Here is a 26829-nt window from a genome sequence, read left to right on the forward strand (position 1 = left end):
TAATGTCTAATATATGACTGGTTAAACACTCATATTCTATTCATATGGCATCCGTCGACCTGCGTCTGTTGCGCTATTTCCTGGCGGTGGCCGAGGAATCCCACCTGACCAAGGCCGCCGCCCGGCTCGGTATCCGCCAGCCCCCACTGAGCCAGCAGATCCGCGTGCTGGAACAGGAGCTGGGCGTCACGCTGTTCCACCGGCTGCCGCGCGGCATGGAGCTGACCGAAAGCGGCCGCGCCCTGCTGGCCGACGCGCGCAGCATCCTGGCCCTGGTCGACCAGGCGGTCGATGGCGTGCGGCGCGTGTCGCTGGGCGAAAGCGGCAGGCTGACGGTGGGTTTCACCGGTTCGGCGGCCTTCCATCCCTTCGTGCCGTCGCTGATCCGCCGCTTTCGCGAGAACGCGCCGCAGGTGCGCCTGGTGCTGGAGGAAAGCAGCACCGGCGAACTGATGGAAGACGTGCGCGACGGCCGCGTCGACGTGGCCTTCATCCGCGGCGCCCATGGCGTCGACCGCGGCGTGGCGGTCGAGACCGTGCTGGAGGAAAGCATGCTGGCCGCCTTTCCGGCCGACCACCCCATGGTCAAGGGCCGCGCGCGCAAGCGCATCGCCCTGTCGGAACTGGCCGACGAATCGCTGATCCTGTATCGCCGCCACAACGGCCCGGGACTGTACGACGCCATCATTTCGGCGTGCCGCGCCGCGGGCTTCAGCCCCCGGGTGGCCCAGGAAGCGCCGCGCATGCTGTCCACCCTCAGCCTGGTGGCGGCCGGCCTGGGCGTGTCGCTGGTGCCGGCCTCGCTGCGCCGGGTCAATATCGAGGGCGTGGTGTACGTCAACGTCAGCGGCCCGGTGGCGATGCGCGCGCCGCTCACGCTGATCTGGCGCGACGCGCCGCTGACCGGCGCCATCCGCCGCCTGATCGAGGAAGTGCGGGCGCACCGCGCAGCCGAGGACCCGGCGCGATAGCGCTACACTGGCCACCCCCTGTCCCAGCCGCATCCCCATGCCCGCCCCCCATCCCATCGGCGTATACGACTCCGGCGTCGGCGGATTGAGCGTGCTGCGCGCCATCCGCGAGGCCCTGCCGCACGAGCACCTGCTGTACGTGGCCGACTCCGCCCACGTGCCCTACGGCGAGAAGACGCAGCAATACGTCCAGCAAAGGGCGCTGGCCATCGCCGACTACCTGGTGTCGCGCCGGGCCAAGGCCATGGTGGTGGCCTGCAACACCGCCACGGCCGCCGCCATCGCCGCCCTCCGCGCCCGCCATCCGGACCTGGCGATCATCGGCGTGGAACCAGCCATCAAGCCGGCCGCGCACCTGACGCGCAGCGGCGTGGTGGGCGTCTTCGCCACCACGGGCACGCTGGCCAGCCCCAAGTTCGCCGCCCTGGTGCAGCGCGAGGCGCCGGAGATCCGCATCCAGTTCCGCCCCTGCCCCGAATGGGTGCTGCAGGTGGAACGCGGTGAAATCCAAGGCGAGGCCGCCGCCCGCGTCGTGGCCGCGCCGGTGCATGAACTGCTGACCCAGGGCGCCGACGCGCTGGTGCTGGGCTGCACCCATTTCCCGTTCCTGCATGACGCGATCCAGGCCGCGGCGGGCCCCGCCGTGCCATTGCTGGAAACCGGCGGGCCGGTGGCGCGGCGCCTGCGGCACCAGTTGCAGGAACGCGGACTGCTGGCGGGCGCGGGCGCCAGCGCGGTGGAACTGGTGACCACCGGCGACGCCGCCGCGCTGGCCGGCCTGGCCGCGCAACTGCTCGGCCTGCCGGCGACCGCCACGCGGGTGCCGCCCGGCTGGTGCTGACGGGCCGATTCCGTTTCCTTTGATTGCGCGCATCCCGCCGGCCCCCGTCCGGCGGAATAATTGCGTAAAGTGGAGTTGCCGCGGCGCCGCCATGACGGGGCGGCCGCGGGCTCGCGGACAACAAGGAGACGTCGATGAAACGCATTCTGATCCCGGTGGACGGCTCGCAGCATGCCGTCCACGCCGTGCGCGCCATGCTCGATGCGCGCAGCTATGACCCCGTCGAACGCGTGGAGCTGCTGACCGTGCAGATCCCGCTGCAGGCCGGCAAGATCGGCCGCGGCCTGTCGCAGGCCGATATCGACGCCTATCACCAGGAAGAAGGCGAGGCCGCGCTGCGCGACGCCAGCGCCTTGCTGGCGCAAGCCGGCGTGCCGTTCACCCCGCGCATCGAGACCGGCGCGGCGGCCGAGACCATCGCCCGCGTCGCCGCCGAGATCGACGCCGACGAAATCTACATGGGCACGCGCGGCATGGGCTCGGTGGCCGCGCTGTTCATGGGCTCGGTCGCCACCAAGGTCCTGCACCTGACGGAATTGCCCGTCACCCTGGTCAAGTAAGGAGCCGCCATGCTGAACATCCTCGTCCCCGTGGACGGTTCCGACAATGCCAACCGCGCCGTGCTGCACGCGCGCCAGCTGGCCCAGGGCGCGCCCGACGCGCGCATCCACCTGCTCAACATCCAGTCGCCGCCGCAGGGCCGCGCCGGCCTGTCGCGGCTGGTCACGCAGGACATGATCGACGAGTACTACGTGCGCGAGGGCCAGGAAGCCGCCGATGAAGCGCGCAAGCTGCTCGACGTCACCGGCACCGACTACACCAGCCATGTCGAATTCGGCAAACCCGCGATCGAGATCCACGCCTATGCGCAGGAACACCAGTGCGCGCGCATCGTCATGGGCACGCGTGGCCATGGCGCGCTGGCCGGCGTGCTGATCGGCTCGGTCGCCAACCAGGTGGTGCAACTGGCCGAGGTGCCGGTGACGCTGGTGCGCTGAACCCCGGCGACGGCGCGAGGCGGCCGGCGCGGCAGGTCCGCTAGAGGCCGGTCGGCAACGCCGGCAAGGTCAGCGTCACGCGCAGCCCGCCCAGCGGCGATGGCCCCGCGCTGACCTCGCCACCATAGGTGCCGGCCAGGTCCCGCACGATGTCCAGGCCCAGGCCGGAACCAGGCCGCTGCTCGTCCATGCGCACGCCACGCTCGAAGATGCGTTCGCGCTCGTCTTCGGAGATGCCCGGGCCGTCGTCGTCGATCACGATGCTCAGGCGGTCTGGCGCGGTCGCCTGGGCGCCGATGCGGACGCGCCGCGCGGCCCATTTGCAGGCGTTGTCGAGCAGGTTGCCGACCATTTCCTGCAGGTCCTGCTCCTCGCCGCGAAACTCGAGCCGGTCGGCGAATTCGTCCATCTCCAGTTGCAGTTCCCGTGCCGCATACAAGCGCTGCATGACGCGCAACAGCGCCTGTAGCGGCGCCCGCAGCGGCGTGCGTCCGCCCGCCGTGCCGGAGGCCGCCGCGGCGCGCGCGCGCGCCAGGTGGTGGTCGATCTGGCGCTGCGCCATCGCAACCTGTTCACGCACCAGGCGGGCGAAGGCGCCCTCTTCGCGCATCGCCGCGTTGCCCAGGATGGTCAACGGCGTCTTGACCGCATGCGCCAGGTTGCCGGCCTGGGTCCGCGCCCGTTGCACGATGTCGGCGTTGACCGCCAGGACGCGGTTGAAATCATCGACCAGCGGCTGGATCTCGCTGGGAAAACGGCCCTCGATGCGCACGCTGTTGCGGCCCTGCTGCGCGGCCAGCTGGCGCCGCAGCCGCCCCAGCGGCCGCAACCCAACCATCACCTGCACCACCGCTGCCGCCACCAATCCGGCGGCCAGCGCGCCCAGCGACAGCGACAGCATGTGGTCGAAGCGTTCGATGGGCTCGGCCAGCACCGCGCGATCGGCGGCCACCACCAGGCGCAGCGCGCCGGCGTCGCTGTCTTCGGGCTTGAGCAGGCGCGTCAGCGCGCTCAGGTCGTGGTTCTCGGGTCCGGCGATGTCATGGAAACCATCGGTGCGGTCAGTGGCGGGCAGGGCCAGCACCTGGTCCCACAACGAGCGCGAACGCGCCACGCCCGCGGCCACCACGCGGCCGGCGTCGTCGAGACGGTCGATCTGCCAGTACAGGCCGGACAGCGGCTGCTCCAGGCGGGGATCGCTCAAGGGAGAGGCCACGGTCGGCCGCCCGTCCGGCGCCACGCTGACCGCCGCCGTCAACTGGTTCATGTGCAGCGCCAGCTCGGCCCGCAACTGTTCGGAAATGTGCTGGCGAAACAGGCTGCCCAGTCCCCATCCGGCCAGCACGATGATCGCCGCGATCCAGGCGAGCGTGCCGGCCAGCATGCGCCAGCGCAGCGACCCCGGCGCGCGCGACGCGGTCATGACGGACAGGCGAGCCGGTAACCCAGCCCGCGCACGGTCTCGATGGTGTCGGCCGGCAGCTTCTTGCGCAGGCGGCCAATGAACACGTCGATGGTGTTGGAGTCGCGGTCGTGGTCCTGGGCGTAGATGTGTTCGATCAGGTCACCGCGCGAGACCACCTCGCCGGCGTGCTGCATCAGCACCGCCAGCACCTTGAATTCGTGGCTGGTGAGGTTCAGCGGCTGGCCGTCGACAGTGGCGCGGGCCAGCCGCGTGTCGAGCATCAGCGGACCGCAGCGCCATTGCGCGCTGGCGTGGTTGCTGTGCCGCCGCAGCAAGGCGCGCACGCGCGCCAGCAGTTCTTCCATGTGGAAGGGCTTGGTGAGGTAGTCGTCGGCGCCGGCGTCGATGCCGGCGACCTTCTCGTGCCAGTTGGAGCGCGCGGTCAGGATCAGGACCGGCATGCCGCGGCCGGCCGCGCGCCATTGCTTGAGCACCGTCAGGCCGTCCATCACCGGCAAGCCCAGGTCCAGCACCACCACGTCGTAGGTCTCGACCTCGCCCATGTAGTGCGCGTCGGCGCCGTCCGCGGCGGCGTCGACGGTATAACCCGCAAGTCGCAGGGCCTCGGCCAGCTGCGCGGCCAGGGTCGGTTCGTCTTCGACGACAAGTATGCGCATCAGTGTCGGTTCCGGAATTGGATGTCGCGCCCCTTCATGCCCAGCACGGTGCCGTCGCGCGCATCGATCTTCAGCTTGACCAGGCTGCCGCCGGGCTGCAGCAGGCGGATTTCGTAGAGGAAGATGCCGTCATCCTCCTCGAATTCCACCTTGACCACCTGGCCAGGGAAATCACGCTCGACGATATCCAGCACCGACCGCAACGGCAACACCTTGCCGGCCTGCAGGGCCTGGCGCGCCTGTTCATGGTCGCTTTCGTCGGCGCGGCCCGCGCCCGGCCCGATGGCCAGCGCCAGGGCCAGCGCGAGGCCGGTCAGCCAGATTGCGATACGTAGGCGTGCGGTCATGGGAATTCCGTCGGGCGGTCGCGTTCCAGGGTAACCCGGCGCGCGGGGGAAAAACAGGGAGCACAAGCGCCTCATTTATAGCGGGCGGAACATGAACGGCGGGTGAACGGCGGCTTCAGAACGGGTTCATGCGCCCCGCCGAATAATGACGTCATGGCCGATCCACGGCCCTACCTCGACCTTCAGGAGAAAACCGCATGAACCCGATCCGCAAGACCCTGTCCGCCCTGGCCATCGGCGCCGCCGCCCTCGCGGGCACCGCCGCGCTGGCGCAGACCGCGCCCCAGCCCGCTCCGGCGACCCCGGCGCCCGCCGCAACCGCGCCGGTCCAGGCCGCCCCCGCCGCGCAGATCCTGACCGTGCGCCAGGTCTATGACACGCTGACCGCCGCGGGCTATCGCAACATCACCGAGATCGAACTGGAGCATCACCGCGGCTACGACGTCAAGGCCGACAACCCGCAAGGCCAGCGCGTGAAGCTGCGGGTGGACGCGCAGACCGGCGCGGTGCTGCGCAGCCGTATCAAGGATTGAGGCCGACGCCATGAAAACCCGTACCGTCCTGGGACTGTTCCTGCTGGCGCTGACCGGCGCCTGGGCCATCGACGCCCTGGTGCTGCAACCGGCGGCCACGGCCGCCTGGCCCTGGGTGCTGCGCCAGCAGGCGCTGTACCTGACAGGCGTCTGGTCCATCGGCCTGATGTCGCTGATCATGCTGCTGGCCTTGCGCCCTGCCTGGCTGGAAGGTCCGCTGGGCGGCATGGACAAGATCTACCGGCTGCACAAATGGGCCGGCATCCTGGCCATCGGCGCCGGCGCCGCGCATTGGCTGGTCAAGCTGGCCAGCACGCCGCTGAAGGCGCTGGTCGGCGCCGAGGGCCGACCGGCGCGCGACGCGGTGCTGGCCATGCTGGCGGATTCGCGCGGATTGGCCAAGGACCTGGGCGAATGGACGATCTACGCGCTGCTGGCCATGCTGGTCATCACGCTGTGGCGCCGCTTTCCGTACCATGCCTGGCGCATCGTCCACCGCGCCATGCCGCTGGCCTACCTGATACTGGTGTTCCATACCCTGGCGCTGGCGCCGGCCTATTACTGGACCGGGCCGACCGGCGCGCTGCTGCTGCCGTTGATGGCGGGCGGCGCCTGGGCCGCGCTGCTGTCGCTGGCCGGCCGCATCGGCGGGGCCCGGCGCGTGGCGGGCCGGGTGACGGCGCTGACGCAGCGGCCTGGCGACATCCTCGAAGTCACCTGTGAACTCGGTGCGCGCTGGCCCGGCCACGCCGCCGGCCAGTTCGCCTTCGTCACCTTCGACCGGCGCGAAGGCGCGCACCCGTTCACCATCGCCAGCGCGCCGCATCGCGGACGCCGCGACGTGACGTTCCAGATCAAGGCGCTGGGCGACTACACCCAGCGGCTGGCCGCCACGTTGCGCGAGGGCGCGCCCGTGATGGTGGAAGGCCCCTATGGCCGCTTCGAGCGTCCCGCCGCCGGCCCGCAGGTGTGGGTGGCGGGCGGCATCGGCGTCACGCCTTTCCTGGCCTGGCTGGAGGCCGCGCGCGACGCGTCCGGCCACACGCCGCCCGTCTGGCTGCACTATTGCGTGCGCGACGGCGCAACCGACCCGTTCGTGGACGTGCTGCGGCAACGCTGCGCCGCGCTGGACAACGTCACGCTCCAGGTACACAGCGCCGCCGCCGGCCAGCGCCTGGACGCCGCCGCGCTGGCGCAGGGCGAAGTGGCCGCCGGCCGCGTCGCCGATGTCTGGTACTGCGGCCCCGCCGGGCTGGCGAACGCATTGCGCAAGGGCCTGCGGCGCCTGGGGCGCGGCAACGTCCACTGGCATCAGGAAGCCTTCGACATGCGCTAGCCCACGCCGCCCCGTCGTATGATGGAAGTTCGCCCATCCGCGCCTGGAGCCGCGCCATGCGAATTCGATACCTGTTGCCGGCGCTCGTCGCGGCCGCCAGCCTGGTGGCCGCTTGCGGCGAAGTCGCCCGCCTGCCGGTCGAGGCCGGCATGGGGCCGCGGCCCGAGTTGCCCGCCCCCAATACCACCCTCATTCCCACGGTCAACACGGCCAGGGCGGTGGGCTGGAGCGAGACCGGCCTGCCGACGCCGGCCAGCGGCCTGGCGGTCACCGCCTACGCCCGCGGCCTGGATCATCCGCGCTGGCTCTACGTGCTGCCCAATGGCGACGTGCTGGTGGCCGAGACCAACGCGCCGCCCAAGCCGCCCGAGATGTCCGGCGGCCTCAAGGACTGGGCCGCCGGCATCGTCATGAAGCGCGCCGGCGCGCGCACGCCCAGCGCCAACCGCATCACCCTGCTGCGCGGCCTGACGCCCGATGGCGCGGCGCAGACGCGCAGCGTGTTCCTGGAAGGCCTGAATTCGCCCTTCGGCATGGCGCTGGTGGGCGACCAGCTGTATGTCGCCAACGCCGACGCGGTGCTGCGGTTTCCGTACCAGGCCGGCCAGACCCGCATCGACGCGCCCGGCGTCAAGGTGACCGACCTGCCCGCGGGGCGCAACCATCATTGGACCAAGAACCTCATCGCCAGCGCCGACGGCGCCAAACTGTATGCGACGGTCGGCTCGAACAGCAACGTCGCCGAGAACGGCATGGCGGAAGAGGAAGGCCGCGCCGCCATCTGGGAAATCGACGTCGCCAGCGGCGCCAAGCGCCTGTATGCCAGCGGCCTGCGCAACCCGGTGGGCATGGCCTGGGGCCCCGACGGCAAGACGCTGTGGACGGCGGTGAACGAACGCGACGAGCTGGGCAGCGACCTGGTGCCCGACTACATGACCTCGGTGCGCGACGGCGGTTTCTATGGCTGGCCATACAGCTACTTCGGCCAGCACGTCGACACCCGGGTGAAGCCGCCGCGCCCGGACCTGGTGGCGCAGGCGATCGTGCCGGATTACGCGCTGGGGCCGCACACCGCCTCGCTGGGGCTGGCCTGGTCCGGCGGCGCCACGCTGCCGGCGCCGTTCACCCACGGCATGTTCGTCGGCCAGCATGGTTCCTGGAACCGCGACCCGCGCAGCGGCTACAAGGTCATCTTCGTGCCATTCACCGGCAACCGCGCCGACGGCCAGGCGCGCGACGTGCTGACGGGATTCCTGGACGCGGACGGCCAGGCCCGCGGCCGGCCGGTGGGCGTGGCCGTGGATGGGCGCGGCGGCCTGTTGGTGGCCGACGACGTCGGCAACGTGATCTGGCGCGTAACGGCGCAGCCAGCGGCGCGTTGATGCGGCGCCCGCGCAATTCGCTGGCGTCCGATTGCGCTGCGTCAAACCGCCGGCGGGCAAGGCCGGCCCAAGAGGCGTAGACTGAGATCGGATCACTTTGTCGCCCGCGGGATCCCGTGCAACGGCTCCGCGGCCCTTTTCCCCTCGACACCTGGAGGCATGAACATGCTGTTGAAGAATCTCTGCGCCGCAACCATCCTGGCCCTGGCCTCGGCGCCCGTGCTGGCGGCCGAATGCTCGGTCGACATCGCCGGCAATGACCAGATGCAGTTCGACAAGAAGGAAATCACGGTCAGCAAGAGCTGCAAGCAGTTCACCGTCAACCTCAAGCACCCCGGCAAGCTGGCCAAGAACGTCATGGGCCACAACTGGGTGCTGACCAAGCAGGCCGACATGCAGGGCGCCGTCAACGACGGCATGGCCGCCGGCCTGGACAACAACTACGTCAAGAAGGACGATGCCCGCGTCATCGCCCACACCAAGGTGATCGGCGGCGGCGAAACCGATTCGGTCACCTTCGACGTCAGCAAGCTGGCCGCCGGCCAGGACTACGCCTACTTCTGCTCGTTCCCCGGCCACTTCGCGCTGATGAAGGGCGTGCTCAAGCTGGTCGACTGATCGCCCCTGCCGGCCTCGCGGGATCTGCGCGGGGCCGCCGTGCCCGCCCCTACAATGACCGTTTGCCAATACTCTTGGGGAACGACGCATGAGCACGGATAAAGTGGCAATCATCACCGCCGGCGGCAGCGGCATGGGCGCGGCCGCGGCGCGCAAACTGGCCGCCGACGGCTACCGCGTGGCGATCCTGTCCTCGTCCGGCAAGGGCGAGGCGCTGGCCGCCGAACTCGGCGGCCTGGGCGTGACCGGTTCGAACCGCTCGCCCGAGGACCTGGCGCGGCTGGTGGACGCGACCCTGCAGCAGTGGGGCCGCGTCGACGCCGTGGTCAACAGCGCCGGCCACGGTCCCAAGGGTCCGCTGCTGGAGATCAGCGACGACGACTGGCACCTGGGCATGGAGTTCTACCTGCTCAACGTGGTGCGCATCGCGCGCCTGGTGGCGCCGGTCATGAAGCGCCAGAAATCCGGCGCCATCGTCAACATCTCGACCTACGCCACCTTCGAACCGGAAGCGCTGTTCCCCACGTCCGGCGTGTTCCGCGCCGGGTTGGCCGCGTTCACCAAGGTGTTCGCGGACGAATACGCGGAGCACAACGTGCGCATGAACAACGTGCTGCCCGGCTTCATCGACAGCCTGCCGGAAAAGGAAGACCGGCGCGCGCGCATCCCGATGGGCCGCTACGGCACCGCCGAGGAAGTGGCCGACCTGATCGCCTTCCTGGCCTCCGACGCTTCCTCGTACATCACCGGACAGAACATCCGCATCGACGGCGGCATCACACGCTCGGTCTGATCCGCGCGGCGCGCCGGCCCCCGCGTGGGCCGGCGCGCCGCGCTTGCGCGCCTCGTGCAAAAGGATTAGTCCCTCGTCCGAATGGCGGTCTTGAAGCCCCCCTGGCGCTTCGCTACCGTAGGCTTTCGCATTCGACCCCGGGGCTGCCTGCATGTCCGCGTCGCCGTCCGGAGCGGCGCCGCCCGCTTCCACTGAAACCCGCCCGCCCACGCCTGGCCAGGCCTCGCGCTTCCTGGCCCAGGCCACCTTCGGCCCGACGCCGGCGCAGATCGACGCGGTGGTGCGCGACGGCTACGCCGCCTGGCTCGACGCGCAACTGGCGCTGCCGCCGTCGCAAAGCCATTTCGACTGGCTGCTGCAGCAAGGCAAGGACACCGAGGCCTACAAGGGCAACGGTATCAACGCGCCGCTCGAATCGACGCTGTGGCGCAAGTTCATCAGCGCCGAGGACCAGGTGCGCACCCGCGTGGCGTTCGCGCTGTCGGAGATCTTCGTGGTCGGGGTGGCGTCGATCACCGCCAACTGGCCGCTGTTCGGCGCCGCCGGCTTCATGGACCTGCTGGCCGAGCATGCCTTTGGCAGCTACCAGGATCTGCTCACCGCCGTCACCCGCAATCTGTCGATGGGCTGCATGCTGACCTATCGCGGCAACCGCAAGGAAGACCCGCGCACCGGCCGCCATCCCGACGAGAACTATGCGCGCGAAGTGATGCAGCTGTTCAGCATCGGCCTGGTCGAACTGAACCGCGACGGCACGCCCCGGCTGGTCAAGGGCGCGCCCGTGGAGACCTACGACAACGCCGACGTGCAGGGCCTGGCCAAGGTCTTCACCGGCTGGGACCTGGACGGGCCCGAGACCGACGTGCAGTTCCACCGCCGGCCGATGGCGCTCAACCCGGCGCTGCATTCGCTGGCCGAAAAGCGCTTCCTGGGCGCGGTCATCCCGCCCGGCACCGATGGACACCTGTCGCTCGAGCGCGCGATGGAAGTGATCAGCGCGCATCCCAACGTCGGGCCGTTCATCGGCACGCAGCTGATCCAGCGGCTGGTCACCAGCAATCCGAGTCCGGCCTATGTCGGGCGGGTGGCGACCGTGTTCGACGACGATGGCCGGGGCGCGCGCGGCAACCTCAAGGCGGTGGTGCGCGCCATCCTGCTGGACGACGAGGCGCGCCACCCCGATCTGGCCGCGCCCGGCTGGGGCAAGGTGCGCGAACCCATCCTGCGCTTTTCCGGCTGGGCTCGGGCGTTCGGCGCCACCTCCACCAACGGCGCCTGGGCCATGCCCGACACCACCGACAACACCATCCGGCTGGCGCAGAGCCCGATGCGCTCGGCCAGCGTGTTCAACTTCTTCCGGCCGCGCTATGCCCCTCCCGTCACCGAGCTGGCGCGGCGCGGCCTGGTGGCGCCGGAACTGCAGATCACCGATGAAACCAGCATCGCCGGCTACCTGAACTTCGTGGCCATCTACGTCGATCGCGGCTGGGAAGACCTGCAGACCCCTTACACCGCCGAGATCGCCCTGGCCGCCGACGCCGACGCGCTGGTGGCGCGCATCGTGCTGCTGCTGGCGGGCGACGCCTTCAGCGCGGCGACGGCGCAGGCCATCGCGCAGGCGGTCGACACGCTGCCGCGCGAGCGGCCGCGCGACCGCGTGCGCGCCGCCATCACGCTGGTGGCGGCCAGCCCCGAATACCTGGTGCAGAAATGAAGGCCGACCGCCGCGAATTCCTGCTGCGCGCCTGCGCCCTGGGCGCCACGCACGCGGCCGCGCCGCTGGCGCTGAACCTGGCGGCGCTGGGCGCGGCGGCGGCGCAATCGGCGGCCAACGGCGATTACAAAGCGCTGGTGTGCGTGTTTTTGTACGGCGGCAACGATCCGTTCAATACGCTGGTGCCGTTCGACGCGCCCGCCTACCGCGCCTATGCCGCGGCCCGCAGCGACATCGCGCTGCCGCGTGACGCCCTCCAATCCACGGCGCTGCGCGACAAGGCATCCACCGCCGATGGCGCGCAATTCGCGCTGGCCCCGTCCCTGGCGCCGCTGGCGCCGCTGTTCGCGCGCGGCGAGATGGCGGCGGTGCTTAACGTCGGCCCGCTGGTGGTGCCCACCAGCAAGGCGGACTACATCGGCGCGCGGGTGCCGCTGCCGCCCAAGCTGTTTTCGCACAACGACCAGCAGTCGTACTGGCAGGCGCTGGCGCCGGAAGGCGCCTCGTCCGGCTGGGCCGGACGCCTGACGGACCTGTACGCCGGCATCAACGCGCGGCGCAGCTTCACCGGCATCACCGCCGGCGGCAACACCGTGCTGCTGGCCGGCCGCCACGTCGCGGGCTACCGGGTCGGCGTGAACGGCTCGACCCGCATCGAACTGCTGACGCGCGACCTGTACGGCTCCAACGCCTGCACCGCGTTGCTGCGCCAGCTGATCACACAGCCGCGCGAGCACCTGATGGAACGCGAAATGTCGCGCATCGCGGCGCAGTCCATCGACGCCGATGCACGGCTGCGGGCGGCGCTGTCGGGCGTGGCGGTGCCGGGCGACTTCGCCTCGCCGCTGGCGCAGCAGTTTAAGATCGTGGCGCGCATCATCGCCGCGCGCCAGGCGCTGGGCGCGCGCCGCCAGGTGTTCTTCGTGTCGCAGAACGGCTACGACAACCACACCGGCCTGAACGACACCCACCCCGCCCTGCTCAAGGAACTGGGCCAGGCGCTGGCCGTGTTCCAGCAGGCATTGGCGGAGCTGGGCGTGGCGCGCCAGGTCACCACCTTCACCGCTTCGGAATTCGGCCGCACGCTGGGATCGAACGGCAACGGTTCGGACCATGGCTGGGGCGCGCACCATTTCGTGCTGGGCGGCGCCGTCGACGGCGGCCGCTACTACGGCACGCATCCGCAAATCGCGCCCGATGGCCCGGGTTTCGTCGACAACGGCCGGCTGCTGCCGACGCTGGCGGTGGAGCAGTTGGGCGCGGCGCTGGGCGGCTGGTTCGGCGCCAGCGCCGACGACCTGCGGCTGGTGTTTCCGAACCTGCGCCACTTCGACGCCGCGCCTTTGGCGCTGTTTACAGCGCCGCGTGAATCGTCGATGCCAGCCGCTTCCACTTGACGGCCTCTTCGCGCACGAACGCGGCGAGCTCCGCCGGCGTGCTGGTGCGCACCTCGGCGCCCTGGTCGTCGATCTTGGCGGCCACGGCCGGATCGTTGAGCGCGCCATTGAGCGCGGTGTTCAACTTGGCAACCACCTGCGGATCGGCGTTGGCCGGCGCAAACACCGCGTACCACTGCGCCACGTCCACGCCCTGCACGCCCAGTTCGGCCAGGGTCGGCATGTCGGGCAGCACCTTGGCGCGGCGCGCGCCGGCCACGCCCAGCGCGCGGATCTTGCCCGACTTCAGGTGCGGATAGGCGCTGAACAGGCTGGGAAACATGACCTGGGTGACGCCGGCCAGCGTGTCCGTCATGGCGGGGGCCGAGCCCTTGTAGGGAATCTCCAGCATGGCCGCGCCAGTGGCGCGGTTGAACAGCTCGCCCGCCACCGCCGGCGCCGTGCCCGGGCCGGCGGAGGCGTAGCTCAGGCCGTCGGGATGGGCCTGGCCGTACTTGAGCAGGCCCGGCACGTCCTGCACGCCGATGCTGCTGGACACCACCATCAGCGTGGGCGAGTCGGCCACCATGCCGATCGCGGTGAAGTCGCGCACCGGATCGTAGTTGAGCTTCTGCAGCGCCGGATTGATGCCGTGCGTGCCGATGTAGCCAAGCATCAGCGTGTAGCCGTCGGCCGGCTGGCGCGCCACGTAGTCGGCGGCGATGGCGCCCTGCGCGCCGGGCTTGTTGACCACGATGACGGTCTGGCCCAGCAGTTCGCCCATCTTCTGCCCGATCACGCGGGCCAGGGTGTCATTGCCGCCGCCGGCGGCGGTGGGCACCACCATGGTGATGGCGCGTTCGGGGAATTCGGCCTGCGCGGCCGGGCTGCCCAGGACCAGGCAAAGCGCGGCGGCGCACAGGGTGCTGCGGGAGGGAAAAGCCATGTCATGTCTCCTGATGGTTCTATGGGCGGTCTCTGCGGACCGCTGTGTCTCGGGTCGGAGGCGGCTCGGGCCGCCACCTTCATGTTTCGGTGCCGGCGGCCGAGGGCGGCTTCCGGGTACGGCATTCTTGATCGCAGCCTATGCCGCCATGGCGGCAGGCGCCGACTCCGGTCGGCTGGCGCGTTCCTCGCGCGCCGGCACATAGCGCCCCGGCACGTACAGCAGGCCCTTCATGATCTTGCGCGCGGTGCGTACCAGGCCGGCGGCCCGCACCTCGCCGCTGGCGGCGTCCAGCCTGACGTCAATGTCCATGCCGCCCGACGGGTGCTCGATGCGCACGCCACGGTAGCCCGGGCGCGGCGCCGGCCCGCCACAGTCGTGCGCCACGGTGCCCGCCATCAGGAAGGCGGCGGCCACGCCCACCGCGCCGGTGGCGGCATGGGCGCGATGGCAGGCGTGCGGCGTGAAGTAGCGCGAACGCAGCGACAGCGCGGCGGGATCGCTCCCGGGCGCCAGCAGCACCGGCTTGGGAATGACGCTGTTCGAGACGTCCCCCAGTCCCATGCGGCTGCCGGCCTCGCGGCGGATGCGCTCCAGGCGCGCCAGCAGGGCAGGGTTGGCGTCCAGTTCGGCCGGCGACTCGTCGCCGCGCAGGCCGAAGTCGGCGGCGCGCAGCAGCACCATCGGCATGGCGGCGTCGATCAGCGTGGCGGCCACGCCGTCAACCACTTCCTGCCGCAGGCCGGTCGGGAACAGGCGGCCGGTGACCGCCCCCCATGCATCCAGGAAATTCAACCGCACCGGCGCGGCGGCGCCAGGCACGCCGTCGATGCGCGCCTCGCCTTCATAGGTCAGGCGGCCGCCCGGCGTCTGCACCACCGCCTCGATCACGGCGCCGGTGTTGACGTTGTGCACCCGCACCGAGGTTTCGCCGTCGGCCGCGGCGATCAGGCCCTCGTCGATGGCGAAGGGCGCTGCGCCCGACAGCATGTTGCCGCAGTTGGGACGGGTGTCGACGCTGGCGCGGTCCACCGAGACCTGCGCGAACAGATAGTCGATATCGCAGTCGGGCCGGGTCGAGCGCGACACGATCGCGACCTTGCTGGTCAGCGAGTTGCCGCCGCCCAGGCCATCGACCTGCAGCGCGTGGGGCGAACCCATGGCCTGCAACAGCAGCCGGTCACGCTCGGCGGGATCGGCCGGCAGCCAGTCGCCAAGAAAAAAGGGGCCGCGGGAGGTGCCGCCGCGCATCAGTACGCAAGGGATGATCGTTTCCATGCGGTGCATTCTGCGACGGCGCGGCTATTATTTGAATTGCAACTTACGGATGGATTAATGCATGGCACGCATCAATTTCGATTTACAGGAATTGCAGGCCTTCGTGGCCGTGGCCGAACGCGCCAGTTTCCGCGCCGCCGCCGAAGACCTGAACCTGTCGCAGCCGGCGCTGAGCCGGCGCATCGACAAGCTGGAGGACCTGCTGGGCGCGCGCCTGCTGGAACGCACCACGCGCCGCGTGGCGCTGACGCACGTCGGCCGCATCTTCCTGGAACGGGCGCGCGGCGCCATCGACGAACTGGAACGCGCGGTGCTCAGCATCGGCGACCTGGCGGCGCAGCGCGGCGGGCTGGTGACGGTGGCTTGCGTGCCGTCGGTGGCCTACTACTTCCTGCCCGCCATCATCCACGACTACGCCGCGCGCTTTCCGCGCATCCGCGTGCGCATCATCGACGAGACCGCCCACACCGTGCTCAACAGCGTGGTGACCGGCCGCGCCGACTTCGGCATCAGTTTTTTCGGCACCCAGGAGCCGGACGTGGATTTCAAGGCGGTGCTGCGCGAGGACTTCGTGCTGGCGGTGCGGCGCGACCATCCGCTGGCCGCGCGCCGCAGCGTGTCGTGGGAGGAGCTGTCGCAGGAACGCTTCATGACCGTGGCCAAGGAAAGCGGCAACCGCCTGCTGATCGACGACGCGCTGGCCAAGAGCGGCAAGCGCACCGTCAGCGCCTTCGAGGTCAGCCACGTCATGACGCTGCTGGGGCTGGTGGAAGCCGGGCTGGGCGTGGCGGCCGTGCCGCAGCTGGCGATGCCGCCGGCCGGCCACGCCACGCTGGCGGGCGTCAAGCTGGAGCATCCGCGCGTCACCCGCAGCCTGGGTTTGATCTCGCGCAGGGGCCGCCCCCTGGCGCCGGCGGCGCAACAGCTCTATAACCTTATCCACCAGGCCGGCAAAAGCGCCAAGCGTGGTCCCCCCAAGCAACCCTGAAGCCGCACCATGAGCCCCCATTCCCTGGCGTTGCAAGCCGCCACCGAAGACGACCTGCCGTTCCTGCTGGCGCTGCGCAAGGCAACCATGACCGAACACCTGGCGCGCGTTGACGCGCCGCGGGACGATGCGCATCACCTGGCGCGCATCCGCTATCACTTCGACGACGCCCAGATCGTCTGGCTGCACGGCCGCCCGGCGGGCCTGTTCAAGACCTTCCGCGATCCGGCCGGCTGGCGCGTGGTGCAGATCCAGATCGACCCGGCCTTCCAGGGCCAGGGACTGGGCCGGCGCCTGCTGGCCGGCCTGCTGCGGCAGGCGGACGACGAAGGCGCCCCGGTCACCCTGTCCGTCCTGAAGGGCAACCCCGCCCGCCGGCTCTACGAGTCGCTGGGCTTCACCCCTGTCGAGGAGACCGCCCTGGAAATAGAAATGCGCTACGAACCCGCCCCGCCCGCCGGCGGCCACGCCTGACGGCGGCCGTCGCGAAGGGCCCGCGCGAGGCTCGGTTGGATCTTCATCCCCAGCCCTCCCGATTTTTTTGTCCGGTGGCGGAATATTCCCGTTCCGCCCCGCGTCTGTAGAGGGCAGTCCCCCAAACTCTTCCATCTACGAGGCACGACATGCGCACTCAACTCGCCGCAACCCTGGCCCTCTCCTGCGCCGCCCTGTTCTCGGCCGGCGCCCATGCCCAGGCCGTCAAGACCCAGGACGGCATCCTGGTCAACAGCGCCGGCATGACCCTCTACACCTTCGACAAGGATGCCGGCGGCAAGAGCGCCTGCAACGACCAGTGCGCCAAGATCTGGCCGCCCGTCACCGCCGCCGCCGACGCCAAGGCCTCGGGCGACCTGAGCATCATCACCCGCGACGACGGCTCCAAGCAGTGGGCCTACAAGGGCAAGCCGGTCTACCTGTATGCCAAGGACGCCAAGCCGGGCGACAAGACCGGCGACAACTTCAAGGACGTCTGGCACGTCATCAAGCCCTGATCCGGCCTGAGTCGTCCCTCCACGCCCGACCATGCGCGCCGACGACGAAGCCGCGATCCTGGCCTGCATCCCCAGCCTGCGGCGCTACGCCCGCGGGCTGACGGGCGACCCGCACCGGGCCGACGACCTGGTGCAGGACACGCTCGAACGGGCCTGGAGCCGCTACTCGCGCTGGCAGCGCCGCGGCGAGCTGCGGGCCTGGATGTTCGGCATCATGCATAACCATTTCATCGACGGCGTGCGCGCCAGCCACCGGCAGGCCGAACAGGCCGGCGCGGGCGACCTGCCCGACGTGCCGGTGCGCGCCACGCAGACCGACCACCTGGAGGTGCGCGACCTGGACCGCTGCCTGCAAGGCCTGCCGGCCGAGCAGCGCGAAGTATTGCTGCTGGTGTGCGTGGAAGACCTGTCGTACCAGGAAACCGCGCAGGTGCTGGGCGTGCCGATCGGCACGGTCATGTCGCGCCTGTCGCGCGCCCGCGAACGCCTGGGCGCCCTGATGCAGGGCCAGGAACCCGCCAGCCGGCTCCATCGCGTGAAATGACATGAACGACAAACGCCTCCACGCCATTCCCACCGCCGGCAACCCCATCACCGAAGCCGACCTGCACGCCTACGCCGACGGCCAGTTGCCGCCCGGCCGCCACGCCGAGGTCGACGCCTTCCTAGCGGCCCATCCGCAGGACCTGGCGCGCGTGCACGCCTGGCAGGCCCAGCGCCGCGCCCTGCACGCCCTGCTTGACCCGGTGCTGGACGAACCCCTGCCCCTGCGCCTGCCGCTCTCCCCCCCCGCGCGCCGCCTGCCCTGGCGCGCCGTCGCTGCCTGTGCCGCCATCGCCGTCATCAGCGCCAGCAGCGCCTGGATGGCGCGCGGCGCCATGGACGCCCGCCACCTGCAAACCGTATTGGCTACCGCCACACCCGACCGCGCCGCCGGCGGCTACGCCCAGCGCGCCGCCATCGCCCACGCCGTCTACGCCCCCGACATGGGCCGCCCCGTCGAAGTCAGCGGCGACAACGAAAAAGCCCTGGTCACCTGGCTCACCAAGCGCCTGGGCGCCCCCGTGCGCGCCCCGTCCCTGACCGACGCCGGCTACGACCTCGTCGGCGGCCGCCTGCTGCCCGGCGGCAGCGGCCCCGTCGCCCTCTTCATGTACGGCGCCCCCGACGGCCAACGCCTGACCCTCTACGTCACCCGCGAAGCCGCCGGCGGCCAGACCGCCTTCCAATTCACCCAGGAAGGCCCCGTCCGCGTCTTCTACTGGGTCGAAGGCCAATTCGGCTACGCCCTCTCCGGCGCCATCAGCCGCGACGAACTGCAGCGCGTCTCCGAAGAAGTCTACAAACAGCTACAAGGCTGAGCCGGGCGCGGGCGCGCCCGGCGAGCGCCAATCCGCCCGCGGGCTTCAACAAAGCCCCTGCTCAGACACCCTCGTTCGAGAATCGGTTGCCCTCCCACAAGCGCGCCCCCCATCGCCGCCACTTCGCGCAGCGACCACACCCCCGACGCCCCACCCGATGTATGCCAAACACGGCTGCCCGCGCAGCCGTTTTTGGCGGGCCCCGCAAACTCCTCCGCCCCCCAAACGACGCTGAGCAGAACACCAAGCAAGCCATTCTCCCCGCCATCCTCCGCATGGAGACGCACGAGCGGCGGGCTGCGGCGGCCGGGTGGGTGCGGGGCGTGTAGATGCGCCCGAGGGAATCTGAAGGGAGCCGCAGGCGGACGAAGATGACGACGGGGCAGTCCGGAGCGAAGGCTCCGGACCGCAATCGTAGCCCCGCACCCACCCGGCCGCCGCAGCCCGCCGCGCCTTAAGAACCCTCCCGAGCCACATGCAACATATGCAGCGTAATCTTCCTCACCTCAGCCTTGCTCATCTCAACATGCCCCCGCAACATCCTCCCCGCCGCCTCACCCCGCCGAGCCAGCACCGCCCGCAAAATCGCCCCATGCTCCTCATACGTCGCATCCACCCGGAACTCCTTGGTGAAATCCAGCCGACGCACGATCCGGATCTTCTCCGTCACCTCCCGATGGATCAGCGCCATCTCCGCATTCCCGGCAGCCGCCACCAGTGAGCAGTGAAACGCCTCGTCCAGCTGCGCCACCATCCGCCCATCCAGAATGCGTTGATCCGGCGGCACCAGCCACACATCCACCAGCGCCGCCAGCATCCCGCCATCGTCCATGCGCTCGCGCGCGCACAGCCGTTCGACCGCCGCCAGTTCCAGCACCACGCGCACGTCGTACAGCGCCTCGAAGCGCTCGAAATCGAACGGCCGCACCTGCCAGCCGCTGCGCGGACTGGGCAGCACGAAGCCCTCGCGCTCCAGCCGCGCCAGCCCCAGCCGCACCGGCGTGCGGCTCACCCCCAGCCGCAACGCCAGCTCCGCCTCGGTAAAGCGGTCGCCCGGCAGCAGGCGGAAGTCGAACAGCTCATCCTTGATGCGCTGGTAGACCTGCTCGGCCAACGACCCCGCCAGCGCCGGCGCCTGCCGCAACGCCGGCCCGACACGCACCGAATCGCGCATGGTCAGGCCACCGGGCAAGTCGCGTCCTCGGCCAGCACGACCAGCGCATCGCCCGCGTTGACCGGCTTGCCCGGCACGCAGCGAATCGCGGCCACCGTGCCCGACACCGGCGCGATCACCGACAGCTCCATCTTCATCGCCTCGACCACCACCAGCGTGTCGCCAGCCGCCACGCTCTGGCCCACCTGCACGGGGATCTTCCAGACGTTGCCGCACATATCGGCGCTGACCAGCCGTTCGCCGTCGCGCAGCGCGATCTCCAGTTCCGGCGCCGCCTCGGCCGGCGGCGCCGCCACGTCCTCGTGTTTCCACAGCGCGACTTCGGCATCGAACGCCGACTTCTGCCGCGCCTGGAAGGCGCCGATGCTGTCCGCCTGGTCGGCCAGGAAACGCTGGTGCGCGGCGAAATCGAATAGTTCTTCCTCGATGCGCACCGTGGCGCGGCCCTCGCGGAAATCCTCGCGCAGCACATCCAGCTCGGCCTCGCTCACCGGATAGAAGCGCACCTGGTCGAAGAAGCGCAGCAGCCAGGGCTTGCCGTCCTGGAACGCCGGGTTCTTCAGGAACTTGTTCCAGATCGGCAGCGTGCGGCCCACCAGTTGATAGCCGCCGGGCGAATCCATGCCGTAGATGCACATGTAGACGCCGCCGATGCCCACCGTGCCTTCGGCCGTGAAGGTGCGCGCCGGGTTGTACTTGGACGTCAGCAGGCGGTGGCGCGGATCGATCGGCACCGCGCACGGCGCGCCCAGGTAGACGTCGCCCAGGCCCATGATGAGATAACTCGCGTCGAACACGATGCGGCGCACGTCCTCGCGGCTGGCCAGGCCGTTGATGCGCTGGATGAAGTCGACATTGTTCGGCAGCCACGGCGCGCTGGCGCGCACCGTTTCCTGGTAGCGCTGCACCGCGCCCAGCGTGGCCGAATCCTCGAACGCCATCGGCAGATGGACCACGCGGGTCGGCACCTTCAGCGTCGCCACGTCGGCCAGCTGCGTTTCGATCTCCAGCAGCCGCGCGATCAGCGCCTGCTGCAGGATCACGCGGCTGTCGTAGCGGATCTGCAGCGAGCGCACGCCCGGCGACAGCTCGCGCACGCCCTCGATCGGCCGCGCCGCCAGCGCCTCCATCAGCAGGTGGATGCGCATGCGCAGCGCCAGGTCGAGCACGTTGTCGCCATACTCCAGCAGCAGGTAGCCGTCGCCCGCCTGGCGGTACGACACCGACGGCCGGCTGCCCGTCGCCGGCAGCGCCGCGATGATGGTCTCCGAGGCCGTGGCGGGCGGCGCGGCGGGCGTGGTGGCCTGCGGCGCCACCGCCCGTAGCTGCTCCACGCTGCGGTCCTGCGCGGCCTCGCGCGCCACCGCCTCGGCGTAATCGATGCGCACGAAGCGGATGCGGTCGCCCGGCTTGACTTGCCCCACCTTCCACAGCTCGGCGCGCGCGATCGTCACCGGGCAGACGAAACCGCCCAGGCTGGGGCCGTCGCGCGTCAGGATCACCGGGCTGTCGCCGGTGAAGTTGATGCTGCCGATGGCGTACTCACAATCATGGATGTTGGACGGATGCAGGCCGGCCTCGCCGCCGTTCTCGCGCGCCCAGGTCGGCTTGGGGCCGGTCAGCCGCACGCCGAGGCGATTGGAGTTGTAGTGCACCTCCCAATCGGCGGCGAAGAAGGCCTCGATGGCCTCGGGGCGGAAGAAGTCCGGCGCGCCATGCGGGCCGTACAGCACGCCGATCTCCCAGGTGTTGCCATAGGCGGGAATCAGTTCTGCGGGCGCGACCTGCGGCGCGCTCACGGGCGCCTGGGCGTTCGCGGCCGGCAGCTCGGGGCGCACCAGCGGCAGCATGTCGCCGACGCGCAGCGTGCGGCCGGCGTGGCCGCCGAACTGGCCCAGCGCGAAGGTCGAGCGGCTGCCCAGGTAGACCGGCACGTCCAGCCCGTTGCGCACCGCCAGGTACGTGCGGCAGCCGGACAGCGCGCGGCCCGTGGCCAGCACCTGGCCCGAGCGCACCGTGACCGGCTGCCACATCGGCACCGGCTCGCCATCGAGCGTGGCGGCGCATTCGGCGCCGGTGAGCGCGACGATGGCATCGCCATGAAAGCGCAGCGTCGGCCCGACCAGCGTGGCCTCGATGCCGGCTGCGTCGGGCGCGTTGCCGACGATGCGATTGGCCAGGCGGAAGGCGTAGTCGTCCATCGGGCCCGACGGCGGCACGCCGATATCCCAATAGCCGGTGCGGCCCGGGTAATCCTGCACGCTGGTGTAGGTGCCGGCTTCCAGCACCTCGATGGCCGCGGGGCGGTAGATGAAGCCCTCCAGGAAGCGCGTCGACAGCTGCCCGGCGCGGAAGCGCGCGTCGGCCACGATCTGGCGCAGGTAGTCCAGGTTGGTGGCGATGCCGTGCAGGCGGGTGTGCGCCAGCGCATCGGCCAGCTTGTCGAGCGCGGCCTCGCGGGTGTCGGCGTGCACGATCAGCTTGGCCAGCATCGGATCGTAGAACGCCGGCACCTCGGTACCCGTCTCGACCCAGCCGTCCAGGCGCACGCCTTCGGGAAAATGCACTTCCGTCAGCACGCCGGGCGACGGCTGGAACTGGCGCAGCGGGTCTTCGGCGTACAGCCGCACCTCGATCGACGCGCCTTGCGGCGCGCGCGACATCGCGGCCAGGTCGAGCGGCTCGCCCGCCGCCACGCGCAGCATGCATTCGATCAGGTCCAGCCCGGTCACCGCCTCGGTCACCGGATGCTCCACCTGCAGGCGGGTGTTGACCTCCAGGAAATAGAAGCTGTCGCGCGCCGGATCGTAGATGAATTCGACCGTGCCGGCCGAGCGGTAGGCCACCGACTCGCCCAGCTTGACGGCCGCCGCCAGCAGCGCCGCGCGGGTCGCGGCCGGCAGGTGCGGCGCGGGGGTTTCCTCGATCACCTTCTGGTTGCGCCGCTGCACCGAGCAATCGCGTTCGCCCAGCGCCAGCACGCGGCCGGCGCCGTCGCCGAAGATCTGCACCTCGACGTGGCGGGCGTTGTCCACGTAACGCTCGATGAAGGCGCCGCCGTCGCGGAAGAAATGCTCGCCCATGCGCTGCACACTGTCGAACGCCACCGTCAGTTCGGCCTCGTTGTCGCACCGCGACAGACCGATGCCGCCGCCGCCCGCCGTGCTCTTGAGCATCACCGGATAGCCGATGCGCTCGGCCTGTGTCAGCGCCTCGCCCAGGCTGGCCAGCAGGCCCGTGCCGGGGGTCATCGGCACGCCGGCTTCGGCCGCCAGTTCACGCGAGCGGTGCTTCAGGCCGAACTCGCGGATCTGCAGCGGCGTGGGACCGACGAAGGCGATGCCCGCGGCCTCGCAGGCTTCGGCGAACTCGGCGCTCTCCGACAGGAAGCCGTAGCCGGGGTAGATGGCCTGCGCGCCGTGCTCGCGCGCGGCCGCCAGCAACAGGTCGGTGCGCAGATAGCTGTCGACGGCCTTCTCGCCGCCCAGCGCCACGGCCACGTCGGCCTCGCGCACATGGGCGGCATTGCGGTCGGGATCGGAATACACGGCAACGCTGCGGATGCCCAGGCGTTTGAGGGTACGGATGGCGCGGACGGCGATTTCGCCACGGTTGGCGATGAGGACGGTATCGAACACGGTTCGGCTCCCAGGGGCGATTGGATTTAGCGGGGGGTGGCGTTCAGGCTGGCGAGATAGGCGCGCCAGCCGCCGAAGGCGGTGATGTCGCGCGCGCCCTCCAGGCCTCGCGGCTCGCAGATGAAGCCCTTGACCTGGCGGCCGTCATGCAGCGTCAAGGTGCCGATGCCCAGCGGCGCGGGGATCTCGGCCACGAAGGCGCCGAACGCCGCCAGCGGGATGTCCCACAGCTCCACCTCGATCGGCGCGCCGCTGTCGGACTTCACCAGCCCCGGCTTGGGCGGCGTGGTGTTGGCCAGCGCGTAGAGCCGGTAGTCGGCGGCGGTGCGTGTCTTTTCGACCAGCACCGCGCGGCGCGAGGTCAGCTGATGGTTCAGCGGCATGCCGGTCAGGTGCGCGCCCACCACGGCCACGCGCAACAGCCCGGGGTCGGCGGCGGTCGGCCCCATGGGCGGCAGCGGCCGGCCCGTGGCGCCCAGCGGCAGTCCGCGCTGCGCCTGCCATTGGCGGCCGAAATGCGCCAGCGCGCGGTCCTGCCACGCCATGCCGATCAGCGTGATGCCGGCCGGCAGCCCGTCATCGCGCATGCCCGCGGGCAGCGCCAGCGCCGACAGGTCGGCGAGGTTGGCGAAGTTGGTATAGATGCCCAGTTGTGAATTGAGCCGCACCGGATCGGCCTGCAACTGGGCGATGGTGTAGATCGACGGCGAGGTCGGCACCACCAGCGCGTCGAAGCCTTGCAGCGACTGGTGGATACTGCGCGTCAGCTCGGCGCGGCGGTACTCGGCCTTGAAGGCGTCGAGCGCGTCGTAGTGGACCGCGCCTTCGACGATGCCGCGCACCACCGGATGGATGGCTTCGGGATTGTCGCGCCACAGCGGCTCGACCGCGGCGAAGCGCTCGGCCACCCACGGCCCCTGGTACAGCAGCGCCGCCAGTTCGGCATAAGGCGCGAAGTCGATGGCCTGGACCTCGGCGCCGCCGGCCTTGAGCGCCTGCACCGCGGCCTCGAACGCGGCGGCGGCCTGGGCGTCGCCGAAGAACTCCAGCCGGTCGGGCACGGCCAGCCGCGGCGCGGCGGGCCAGGGCGCGGCGGCGCCGGCCGGCTGCGCGCGCGAATAGGGATCGTGTTCGTCATAGCCGCCGGCGATGCCGGCCACGCGCTCGGCATCGTCCACCGTCAGCGCGAAGATCGACACGCAGTCCTGCGTGCGGCAGGCCGGCACCACGCCGGCGGTGCTGAGCCAGCCCTTGGTCGGCTTGAGGCCGACGATATTGTTGAACCCCGCCGGCACCCGGCCCGAGCCCGCGGTGTCCGTGCCCAGCGAAAACGCCGCCAGCCCGCGCGCCACCACCGAGGCGGACCCCGAGCTGGAGCCGCCGCTGATGTAGTCGGGATTGAAGCTGTTGGCCACCGCGCCGTGCGGCGAGCGGGTGCCGACCAGGCCCGTGGCGAACTGGTCGAGATTGGTCTTGCCGATCAGGATGGCGCCGGCCGCGCGCAGGCGCCGCACCACGGTGGCGTCCTCGTCCGGCGTGTAGGCGAACGCGGGGCAGGCAGCGGTGGTGGGCCAGCCGGCCGCGTCGATGTTGTCCTTGATGGCGAACGGCACGCCGTAGAGCGGCAGGCGGGAACGATCGCCGCCGGCCGCGGCCAGCAGCAGGCGCAGGTCGTCGAGCTGGCGCGCCAGCACCGGCGCGCTGGCGCGCGTGATCCAGGCGTTGTCGGCCGGGTCGTCCGGCGCGGCGGCCAGGGGCATCAACAGCGCTTCGGGCGTGGCCCCTTCCTGATAGGCCGACAGCCATTGCGCGATCGTCCAACCGAGCGGGCCCTGCTGCGTTGCTACGGCATTCATGCTGGAATCCTTTCTGGTATACAAGTACGGATTCCCAAGCAATACGCGTGCCATGTGCGCCGCGCCCGGCGTTTTCGCCCTGGACGCCGCGCGCCACGGCCTGGCCGCCTTCGCGGACAAGTCCGCGCGCGCACTCCCAGCGGGCAGCGGCCGCACCGGTTTTGTGCACGCGGCACCAGATTGAACCGCGGCGCGTCGCCCGTCCGCCCCCCCGCCTCCTCGCGCACACCCATTGCTCAATACAGCGCGCCGCCATCGCATCGCGGCTGGCACGGCTTTTGCTTTGACGTCCTGGTCACGTCCTTTCATCACCGGCGCCGCCGGCCTCTTCCCATCCAGGAGTCACCATGAAACGCAGACTAGCCCTCAAGCAATTGACCGCCGCGAGCCTATTGGCCATGTCCGGCTGGATGCCGCAGCTGTTCGCCGCCGAAGACACCATCAAGGTCGGCATCCTGCATTCGCTGTCGGGCACCATGGCCATCTCGGAAACGTCGCTCAAGGACGTGGCCCTGATGACCATCGACGAGGTCAACGCCAACGGCGGCGTCATGGGCAAAAAGCTCGAAGCGGTGGTGGTCGACCCGGCCTCGAACTGGCCGCTGTTCGCCGAGAAATCGCGCCAGCTGCTGTCGCAGGACAAGGTGGCGGTGGTGTTCGGCTGCTGGACCTCGGTGTCGCGCAAGTCGGTGCTGCCGGTGTTCAAGGAACTGAACGGCCTGCTGTTCTACCCGGTGCAATACGAGGGCGAGGAACTGGAGAAGAACGTGTTCTACACCGGCGCCGCGCCCAACCAGCAGGCCATTCCCGCCGTGGAATACCTGATGAGCGAAGACGGCGGCGGCGCCAAGCGCTTCGTGCTGCTGGGCACCGACTATGTGTACCCGCGCACCACCAACAAGATCCTGCGCGCCTTCCTGCACTCCAAGGGCGTCAAGGACAGCGACATCGACGAGGTCTACACCCCGTTCGGCCATTCCGACTACCAGACTATCGTCGCCAACATCAAGAAGTTCGCCGCCGGCGGCAAGACCGCCGTCATCTCCACCATCAACGGCGACTCCAACGTGCCGTTCTACAAGGAACTGGGCAACGCCGGCCTGAAGGCCACCGACGTGCCGGTGGTGGCGTTCTCGGTGGGCGAGGAAGAACTGCGCGGCGTCGACACCAAGCCGCTGGTGGGCCACCTGGCCGCCTGGAACTACTTCGAGTCGATCAAGAACCCGGTCAACGAGGAGTTCATCAAGAAGTGGAAGGCCTACGCCAAGGCCAAGAACCTGCCCAACGCCAACACCGTGGTCACCAACGACCCGATGGAGGCCACCTACATCGGCATCCACATGTGGAAGCAGGCGGTCGAACAGGCCAAGACCACGGACGTCGACAAGGTGATCGCGGCCATGGGCGGCCAGAAGTTCAATTCGCCGAGCGGCTTCGCCATCGAAATGGACAAGACCAACCACCACCTGCACAAGCCGGTCTACATCGGCGAGATCAAGGCGGACGGCCAGTTCAACGTGGTCTGGAAAAGCAAGGGCCCGATCCGCGCGCAACCGTGGAGCCCGTACATCGCGGGCAACGAAAGCAAGCAAGGCCTCTAACCGG

Annotated in this window: 25 protein-coding genes; 17 read left to right on the forward strand and 8 right to left on the reverse strand. The window is 70.2% G+C overall.

Annotated elements, in window-relative coordinates; all coding sequences use genetic code 11:
* Window positions 1-44 precede the first annotated feature (44 nt).
* From AT699_RS24870 to AT699_RS24885, 4 genes are all read left to right on the forward strand, one after another.
* On the forward strand, window positions 45-971 hold the full coding sequence (locus AT699_RS24870; RefSeq protein ID WP_006386691.1) for a LysR family transcriptional regulator: 927 nt from the start codon (window positions 45-47) through the stop codon (window positions 969-971).
* Between the two features lie 37 nt (window positions 972-1008).
* On the forward strand, window positions 1009-1812 hold the full coding sequence (gene murI / locus AT699_RS24875) for a glutamate racemase (protein WP_024070199.1): 804 nt from the start codon (window positions 1009-1011) through the stop codon (window positions 1810-1812).
* 134 nt (window positions 1813-1946) lie between these two features.
* The gene (locus tag AT699_RS24880) at window positions 1947-2372 is read left to right on the forward strand and encodes a universal stress protein (RefSeq protein WP_020926638.1); all 426 of its coding nucleotides are present in this window, start codon (window positions 1947-1949) and stop codon (window positions 2370-2372) included.
* Between the two features lie 9 nt (window positions 2373-2381).
* Window positions 2382-2810 (forward strand): universal stress protein, encoded by a 429-nt coding sequence (locus AT699_RS24885; RefSeq protein WP_006384626.1) that lies wholly within the window; start codon window positions 2382-2384, stop codon window positions 2808-2810.
* Window positions 2811-2850: 40 nt separating this feature from the next.
* On the opposite strand, the gene AT699_RS24890 is transcribed toward AT699_RS24885, so the two are convergent.
* From AT699_RS24890 to AT699_RS24900, 3 genes are read right to left on the reverse strand one after another with little or no spacing between them, the layout of a single operon-like run.
* A complete protein-coding gene (locus tag AT699_RS24890; protein ID WP_024070200.1) occupies window positions 2851-4233 on the reverse strand; it encodes a sensor histidine kinase in 1383 nt (460 codons plus the stop codon).
* Complete coding sequence (locus AT699_RS24895; RefSeq protein WP_006386694.1) at window positions 4230-4892, reverse strand: response regulator transcription factor; 663 nt, start codon at window positions 4890-4892, stop codon at window positions 4230-4232. Before AT699_RS24895 ends, AT699_RS24890 begins: the two co-directional genes overlap by 4 nt.
* Window positions 4892-5239: a PepSY domain-containing protein gene (locus AT699_RS24900; protein WP_006386695.1), complete on the reverse strand. Its 348-nt coding sequence runs from the start codon at window positions 5237-5239 to the stop codon at window positions 4892-4894. Before AT699_RS24900 ends, AT699_RS24895 begins: the two co-directional genes overlap by 1 nt.
* Window positions 5240-5436: 197 nt before the next feature.
* Between AT699_RS24900 and AT699_RS24905 the strand changes: the two genes are divergently transcribed.
* From AT699_RS24905 to AT699_RS24935, 7 genes are all read left to right on the forward strand, one after another.
* Window positions 5437-5772, forward strand: a complete 336-nt coding sequence (locus tag AT699_RS24905; RefSeq protein ID WP_020926634.1) for a PepSY domain-containing protein — start codon at window positions 5437-5439, stop codon at window positions 5770-5772.
* A gap of 10 nt (window positions 5773-5782) precedes the next feature.
* A complete protein-coding gene (locus tag AT699_RS24910) occupies window positions 5783-7108 on the forward strand; it encodes a ferredoxin reductase family protein (RefSeq protein ID WP_024070201.1) in 1326 nt (441 codons plus the stop codon).
* Window positions 7109-7164: 56 nt separating this feature from the next.
* Complete coding sequence (locus tag AT699_RS24915; protein ID WP_024070202.1) at window positions 7165-8490, forward strand: PQQ-dependent sugar dehydrogenase; 1326 nt, start codon at window positions 7165-7167, stop codon at window positions 8488-8490.
* Window positions 8491-8655: 165 nt separating this feature from the next.
* Window positions 8656-9108, forward strand: coding sequence for an azurin (azu, locus tag AT699_RS24920; protein WP_006384410.1), 453 nt, complete (start codon window positions 8656-8658; stop codon window positions 9106-9108).
* An 88-nt stretch (window positions 9109-9196) separates the two neighbouring features.
* The gene (locus AT699_RS24925) at window positions 9197-9901 is read left to right on the forward strand and encodes an SDR family oxidoreductase (protein ID WP_006384411.1); all 705 of its coding nucleotides are present in this window, start codon (window positions 9197-9199) and stop codon (window positions 9899-9901) included.
* Between the two features lie 151 nt (window positions 9902-10052).
* Window positions 10053-11615 (forward strand): DUF1800 domain-containing protein, encoded by a 1563-nt coding sequence (locus AT699_RS24930; RefSeq protein ID WP_024070205.1) that lies wholly within the window; start codon window positions 10053-10055, stop codon window positions 11613-11615.
* Window positions 11612-13012, forward strand: a complete 1401-nt coding sequence (locus AT699_RS24935) for a DUF1501 domain-containing protein (protein ID WP_024070206.1) — start codon at window positions 11612-11614, stop codon at window positions 13010-13012. The genes AT699_RS24930 and AT699_RS24935 overlap by 4 nt, the downstream gene beginning before the upstream one ends.
* Here the strand turns inward: AT699_RS24935 and AT699_RS24940 are convergent.
* Entirely contained in the window at window positions 12969-13937 is a 969-nt protein-coding gene (locus tag AT699_RS24940) for a Bug family tripartite tricarboxylate transporter substrate binding protein (protein WP_006384415.1), read from the reverse strand. The genes AT699_RS24935 and AT699_RS24940 overlap by 44 nt on opposite strands.
* 138 nt (window positions 13938-14075) lie before the next feature.
* Window positions 14076-15215, reverse strand: a complete 1140-nt coding sequence (locus tag AT699_RS24945) for a 4-oxalomesaconate tautomerase (protein WP_024070207.1) — start codon at window positions 15213-15215, stop codon at window positions 14076-14078.
* A 61-nt stretch (window positions 15216-15276) separates the two neighbouring features.
* On the opposite strand from AT699_RS24945, the gene AT699_RS24950 reads away from it, so the two are divergent.
* The 5 genes from AT699_RS24950 (at window position 15277) to AT699_RS24970 (ending at window position 18556) form a co-directional block, all read left to right on the forward strand.
* Window positions 15277-16203: a LysR family transcriptional regulator gene (locus AT699_RS24950; RefSeq protein WP_024070208.1), complete on the forward strand. Its 927-nt coding sequence runs from the start codon at window positions 15277-15279 to the stop codon at window positions 16201-16203.
* Window positions 16204-16212: 9 nt separating this feature from the next.
* On the forward strand, window positions 16213-16677 hold the full coding sequence (locus tag AT699_RS24955) for a GNAT family N-acetyltransferase (RefSeq protein WP_006384419.1): 465 nt from the start codon (window positions 16213-16215) through the stop codon (window positions 16675-16677).
* 149 nt (window positions 16678-16826) lie between these two features.
* Window positions 16827-17195 (forward strand): COG4315 family predicted lipoprotein, encoded by a 369-nt coding sequence (locus AT699_RS24960; protein WP_006384420.1) that lies wholly within the window; start codon window positions 16827-16829, stop codon window positions 17193-17195.
* 31 nt (window positions 17196-17226) lie between these two features.
* Window positions 17227-17739, forward strand: a complete 513-nt coding sequence (locus AT699_RS24965) for an RNA polymerase sigma factor (RefSeq protein WP_006384421.1) — start codon at window positions 17227-17229, stop codon at window positions 17737-17739.
* Between the two features lies 1 nt (window position 17740).
* A complete protein-coding gene (locus AT699_RS24970) occupies window positions 17741-18556 on the forward strand; it encodes an anti-sigma factor family protein (protein ID WP_024070209.1) in 816 nt (271 codons plus the stop codon).
* Between the two features lie 454 nt (window positions 18557-19010).
* On the opposite strand, the gene AT699_RS24975 is transcribed toward AT699_RS24970, so the two are convergent.
* The 3 genes from AT699_RS24975 to atzF are packed head-to-tail and all read right to left on the reverse strand — an operon-like array spanning window position 19011 to window position 25224.
* Window positions 19011-19730 carry a GntR family transcriptional regulator gene (locus AT699_RS24975; RefSeq protein ID WP_006386138.1) on the reverse strand — a complete coding sequence of 240 codons (720 nt, stop codon included), beginning with the start codon at window positions 19728-19730 and terminating at the stop codon, window positions 19011-19013.
* A 2-nt stretch (window positions 19731-19732) separates the two neighbouring features.
* Window positions 19733-23368 (reverse strand): urea carboxylase, encoded by a 3636-nt coding sequence (gene uca / locus AT699_RS24980; protein ID WP_024070210.1) that lies wholly within the window; start codon window positions 23366-23368, stop codon window positions 19733-19735.
* 26 nt (window positions 23369-23394) lie between these two features.
* Window positions 23395-25224 (reverse strand): allophanate hydrolase, encoded by a 1830-nt coding sequence (gene atzF / locus AT699_RS24985; protein WP_024070211.1) that lies wholly within the window; start codon window positions 25222-25224, stop codon window positions 23395-23397.
* Window positions 25225-25571: 347 nt separating this feature from the next.
* Here atzF and urtA point away from each other — a divergent pair, with 347 nt between their 5' ends.
* Entirely contained in the window at window positions 25572-26825 is a 1254-nt protein-coding gene (gene urtA / locus AT699_RS24995) for an urea ABC transporter substrate-binding protein (RefSeq protein ID WP_024070213.1), read from the forward strand.
* Window positions 26826-26829 lie beyond the last annotated feature (4 nt).

It is taken from the genome of Achromobacter xylosoxidans (assembly GCF_001457475.1).
Classification (GTDB): Bacteria; Pseudomonadota; Gammaproteobacteria; order Burkholderiales; family Burkholderiaceae_B; genus Achromobacter; species Achromobacter xylosoxidans.

What these genes read in the sequence shown, in the direction of transcription:
- AT699_RS24955 (WP_006384419.1), top strand. Translation starts at nt 16,213, where the DNA reads ATGAGCCCCCATTCCCTGGCGTTGCAAGCCGCCACCGAAGACGACCTG.
- AT699_RS24905 (WP_020926634.1), top strand. Translation starts at nt 5,437, where the DNA reads ATGAACCCGATCCGCAAGACCCTGTCCGCCCTGGCCATCGGCGCCGCC.
- AT699_RS24880 (WP_020926638.1), top strand. Translation starts at nt 1,947, where the DNA reads ATGAAACGCATTCTGATCCCGGTGGACGGCTCGCAGCATGCCGTCCAC.
- azu (WP_006384410.1), top strand. Translation starts at nt 8,656, where the DNA reads ATGCTGTTGAAGAATCTCTGCGCCGCAACCATCCTGGCCCTGGCCTCG.
- AT699_RS24915 (WP_024070202.1), top strand. Translation starts at nt 7,165, where the DNA reads ATGCGAATTCGATACCTGTTGCCGGCGCTCGTCGCGGCCGCCAGCCTG.
- AT699_RS24870 (WP_006386691.1), top strand. Translation starts at nt 45, where the DNA reads ATGGCATCCGTCGACCTGCGTCTGTTGCGCTATTTCCTGGCGGTGGCC.
- murI (WP_024070199.1), top strand. Translation starts at nt 1,009, where the DNA reads ATGCCCGCCCCCCATCCCATCGGCGTATACGACTCCGGCGTCGGCGGA.
- AT699_RS24940 (WP_006384415.1), bottom strand. Translation starts at nt 13,937, where the DNA reads ATGGCTTTTCCCTCCCGCAGCACCCTGTGCGCCGCCGCGCTTTGCCTG.
- AT699_RS24930 (WP_024070205.1), top strand. Translation starts at nt 10,053, where the DNA reads ATGTCCGCGTCGCCGTCCGGAGCGGCGCCGCCCGCTTCCACTGAAACC.
- AT699_RS24895 (WP_006386694.1), bottom strand. Translation starts at nt 4,892, where the DNA reads ATGCGCATACTTGTCGTCGAAGACGAACCGACCCTGGCCGCGCAGCTG.
- AT699_RS24960 (WP_006384420.1), top strand. Translation starts at nt 16,827, where the DNA reads ATGCGCACTCAACTCGCCGCAACCCTGGCCCTCTCCTGCGCCGCCCTG.
- AT699_RS24935 (WP_024070206.1), top strand. Translation starts at nt 11,612, where the DNA reads ATGAAGGCCGACCGCCGCGAATTCCTGCTGCGCGCCTGCGCCCTGGGC.
- atzF (WP_024070211.1), bottom strand. Translation starts at nt 25,224, where the DNA reads ATGAATGCCGTAGCAACGCAGCAGGGCCCGCTCGGTTGGACGATCGCG.
- AT699_RS24890 (WP_024070200.1), bottom strand. Translation starts at nt 4,233, where the DNA reads ATGACCGCGTCGCGCGCGCCGGGGTCGCTGCGCTGGCGCATGCTGGCC.
- AT699_RS24900 (WP_006386695.1), bottom strand. Translation starts at nt 5,239, where the DNA reads ATGACCGCACGCCTACGTATCGCAATCTGGCTGACCGGCCTCGCGCTG.
- AT699_RS24950 (WP_024070208.1), top strand. Translation starts at nt 15,277, where the DNA reads ATGGCACGCATCAATTTCGATTTACAGGAATTGCAGGCCTTCGTGGCC.
- AT699_RS24885 (WP_006384626.1), top strand. Translation starts at nt 2,382, where the DNA reads ATGCTGAACATCCTCGTCCCCGTGGACGGTTCCGACAATGCCAACCGC.
- AT699_RS24910 (WP_024070201.1), top strand. Translation starts at nt 5,783, where the DNA reads ATGAAAACCCGTACCGTCCTGGGACTGTTCCTGCTGGCGCTGACCGGC.
- AT699_RS24965 (WP_006384421.1), top strand. Translation starts at nt 17,227, where the DNA reads ATGCGCGCCGACGACGAAGCCGCGATCCTGGCCTGCATCCCCAGCCTG.
- urtA (WP_024070213.1), top strand. Translation starts at nt 25,572, where the DNA reads ATGAAACGCAGACTAGCCCTCAAGCAATTGACCGCCGCGAGCCTATTG.
- AT699_RS24975 (WP_006386138.1), bottom strand. Translation starts at nt 19,730, where the DNA reads ATGCGCGATTCGGTGCGTGTCGGGCCGGCGTTGCGGCAGGCGCCGGCG.
- AT699_RS24945 (WP_024070207.1), bottom strand. Translation starts at nt 15,215, where the DNA reads ATGGAAACGATCATCCCTTGCGTACTGATGCGCGGCGGCACCTCCCGC.
- AT699_RS24970 (WP_024070209.1), top strand. Translation starts at nt 17,741, where the DNA reads ATGAACGACAAACGCCTCCACGCCATTCCCACCGCCGGCAACCCCATC.
- AT699_RS24925 (WP_006384411.1), top strand. Translation starts at nt 9,197, where the DNA reads ATGAGCACGGATAAAGTGGCAATCATCACCGCCGGCGGCAGCGGCATG.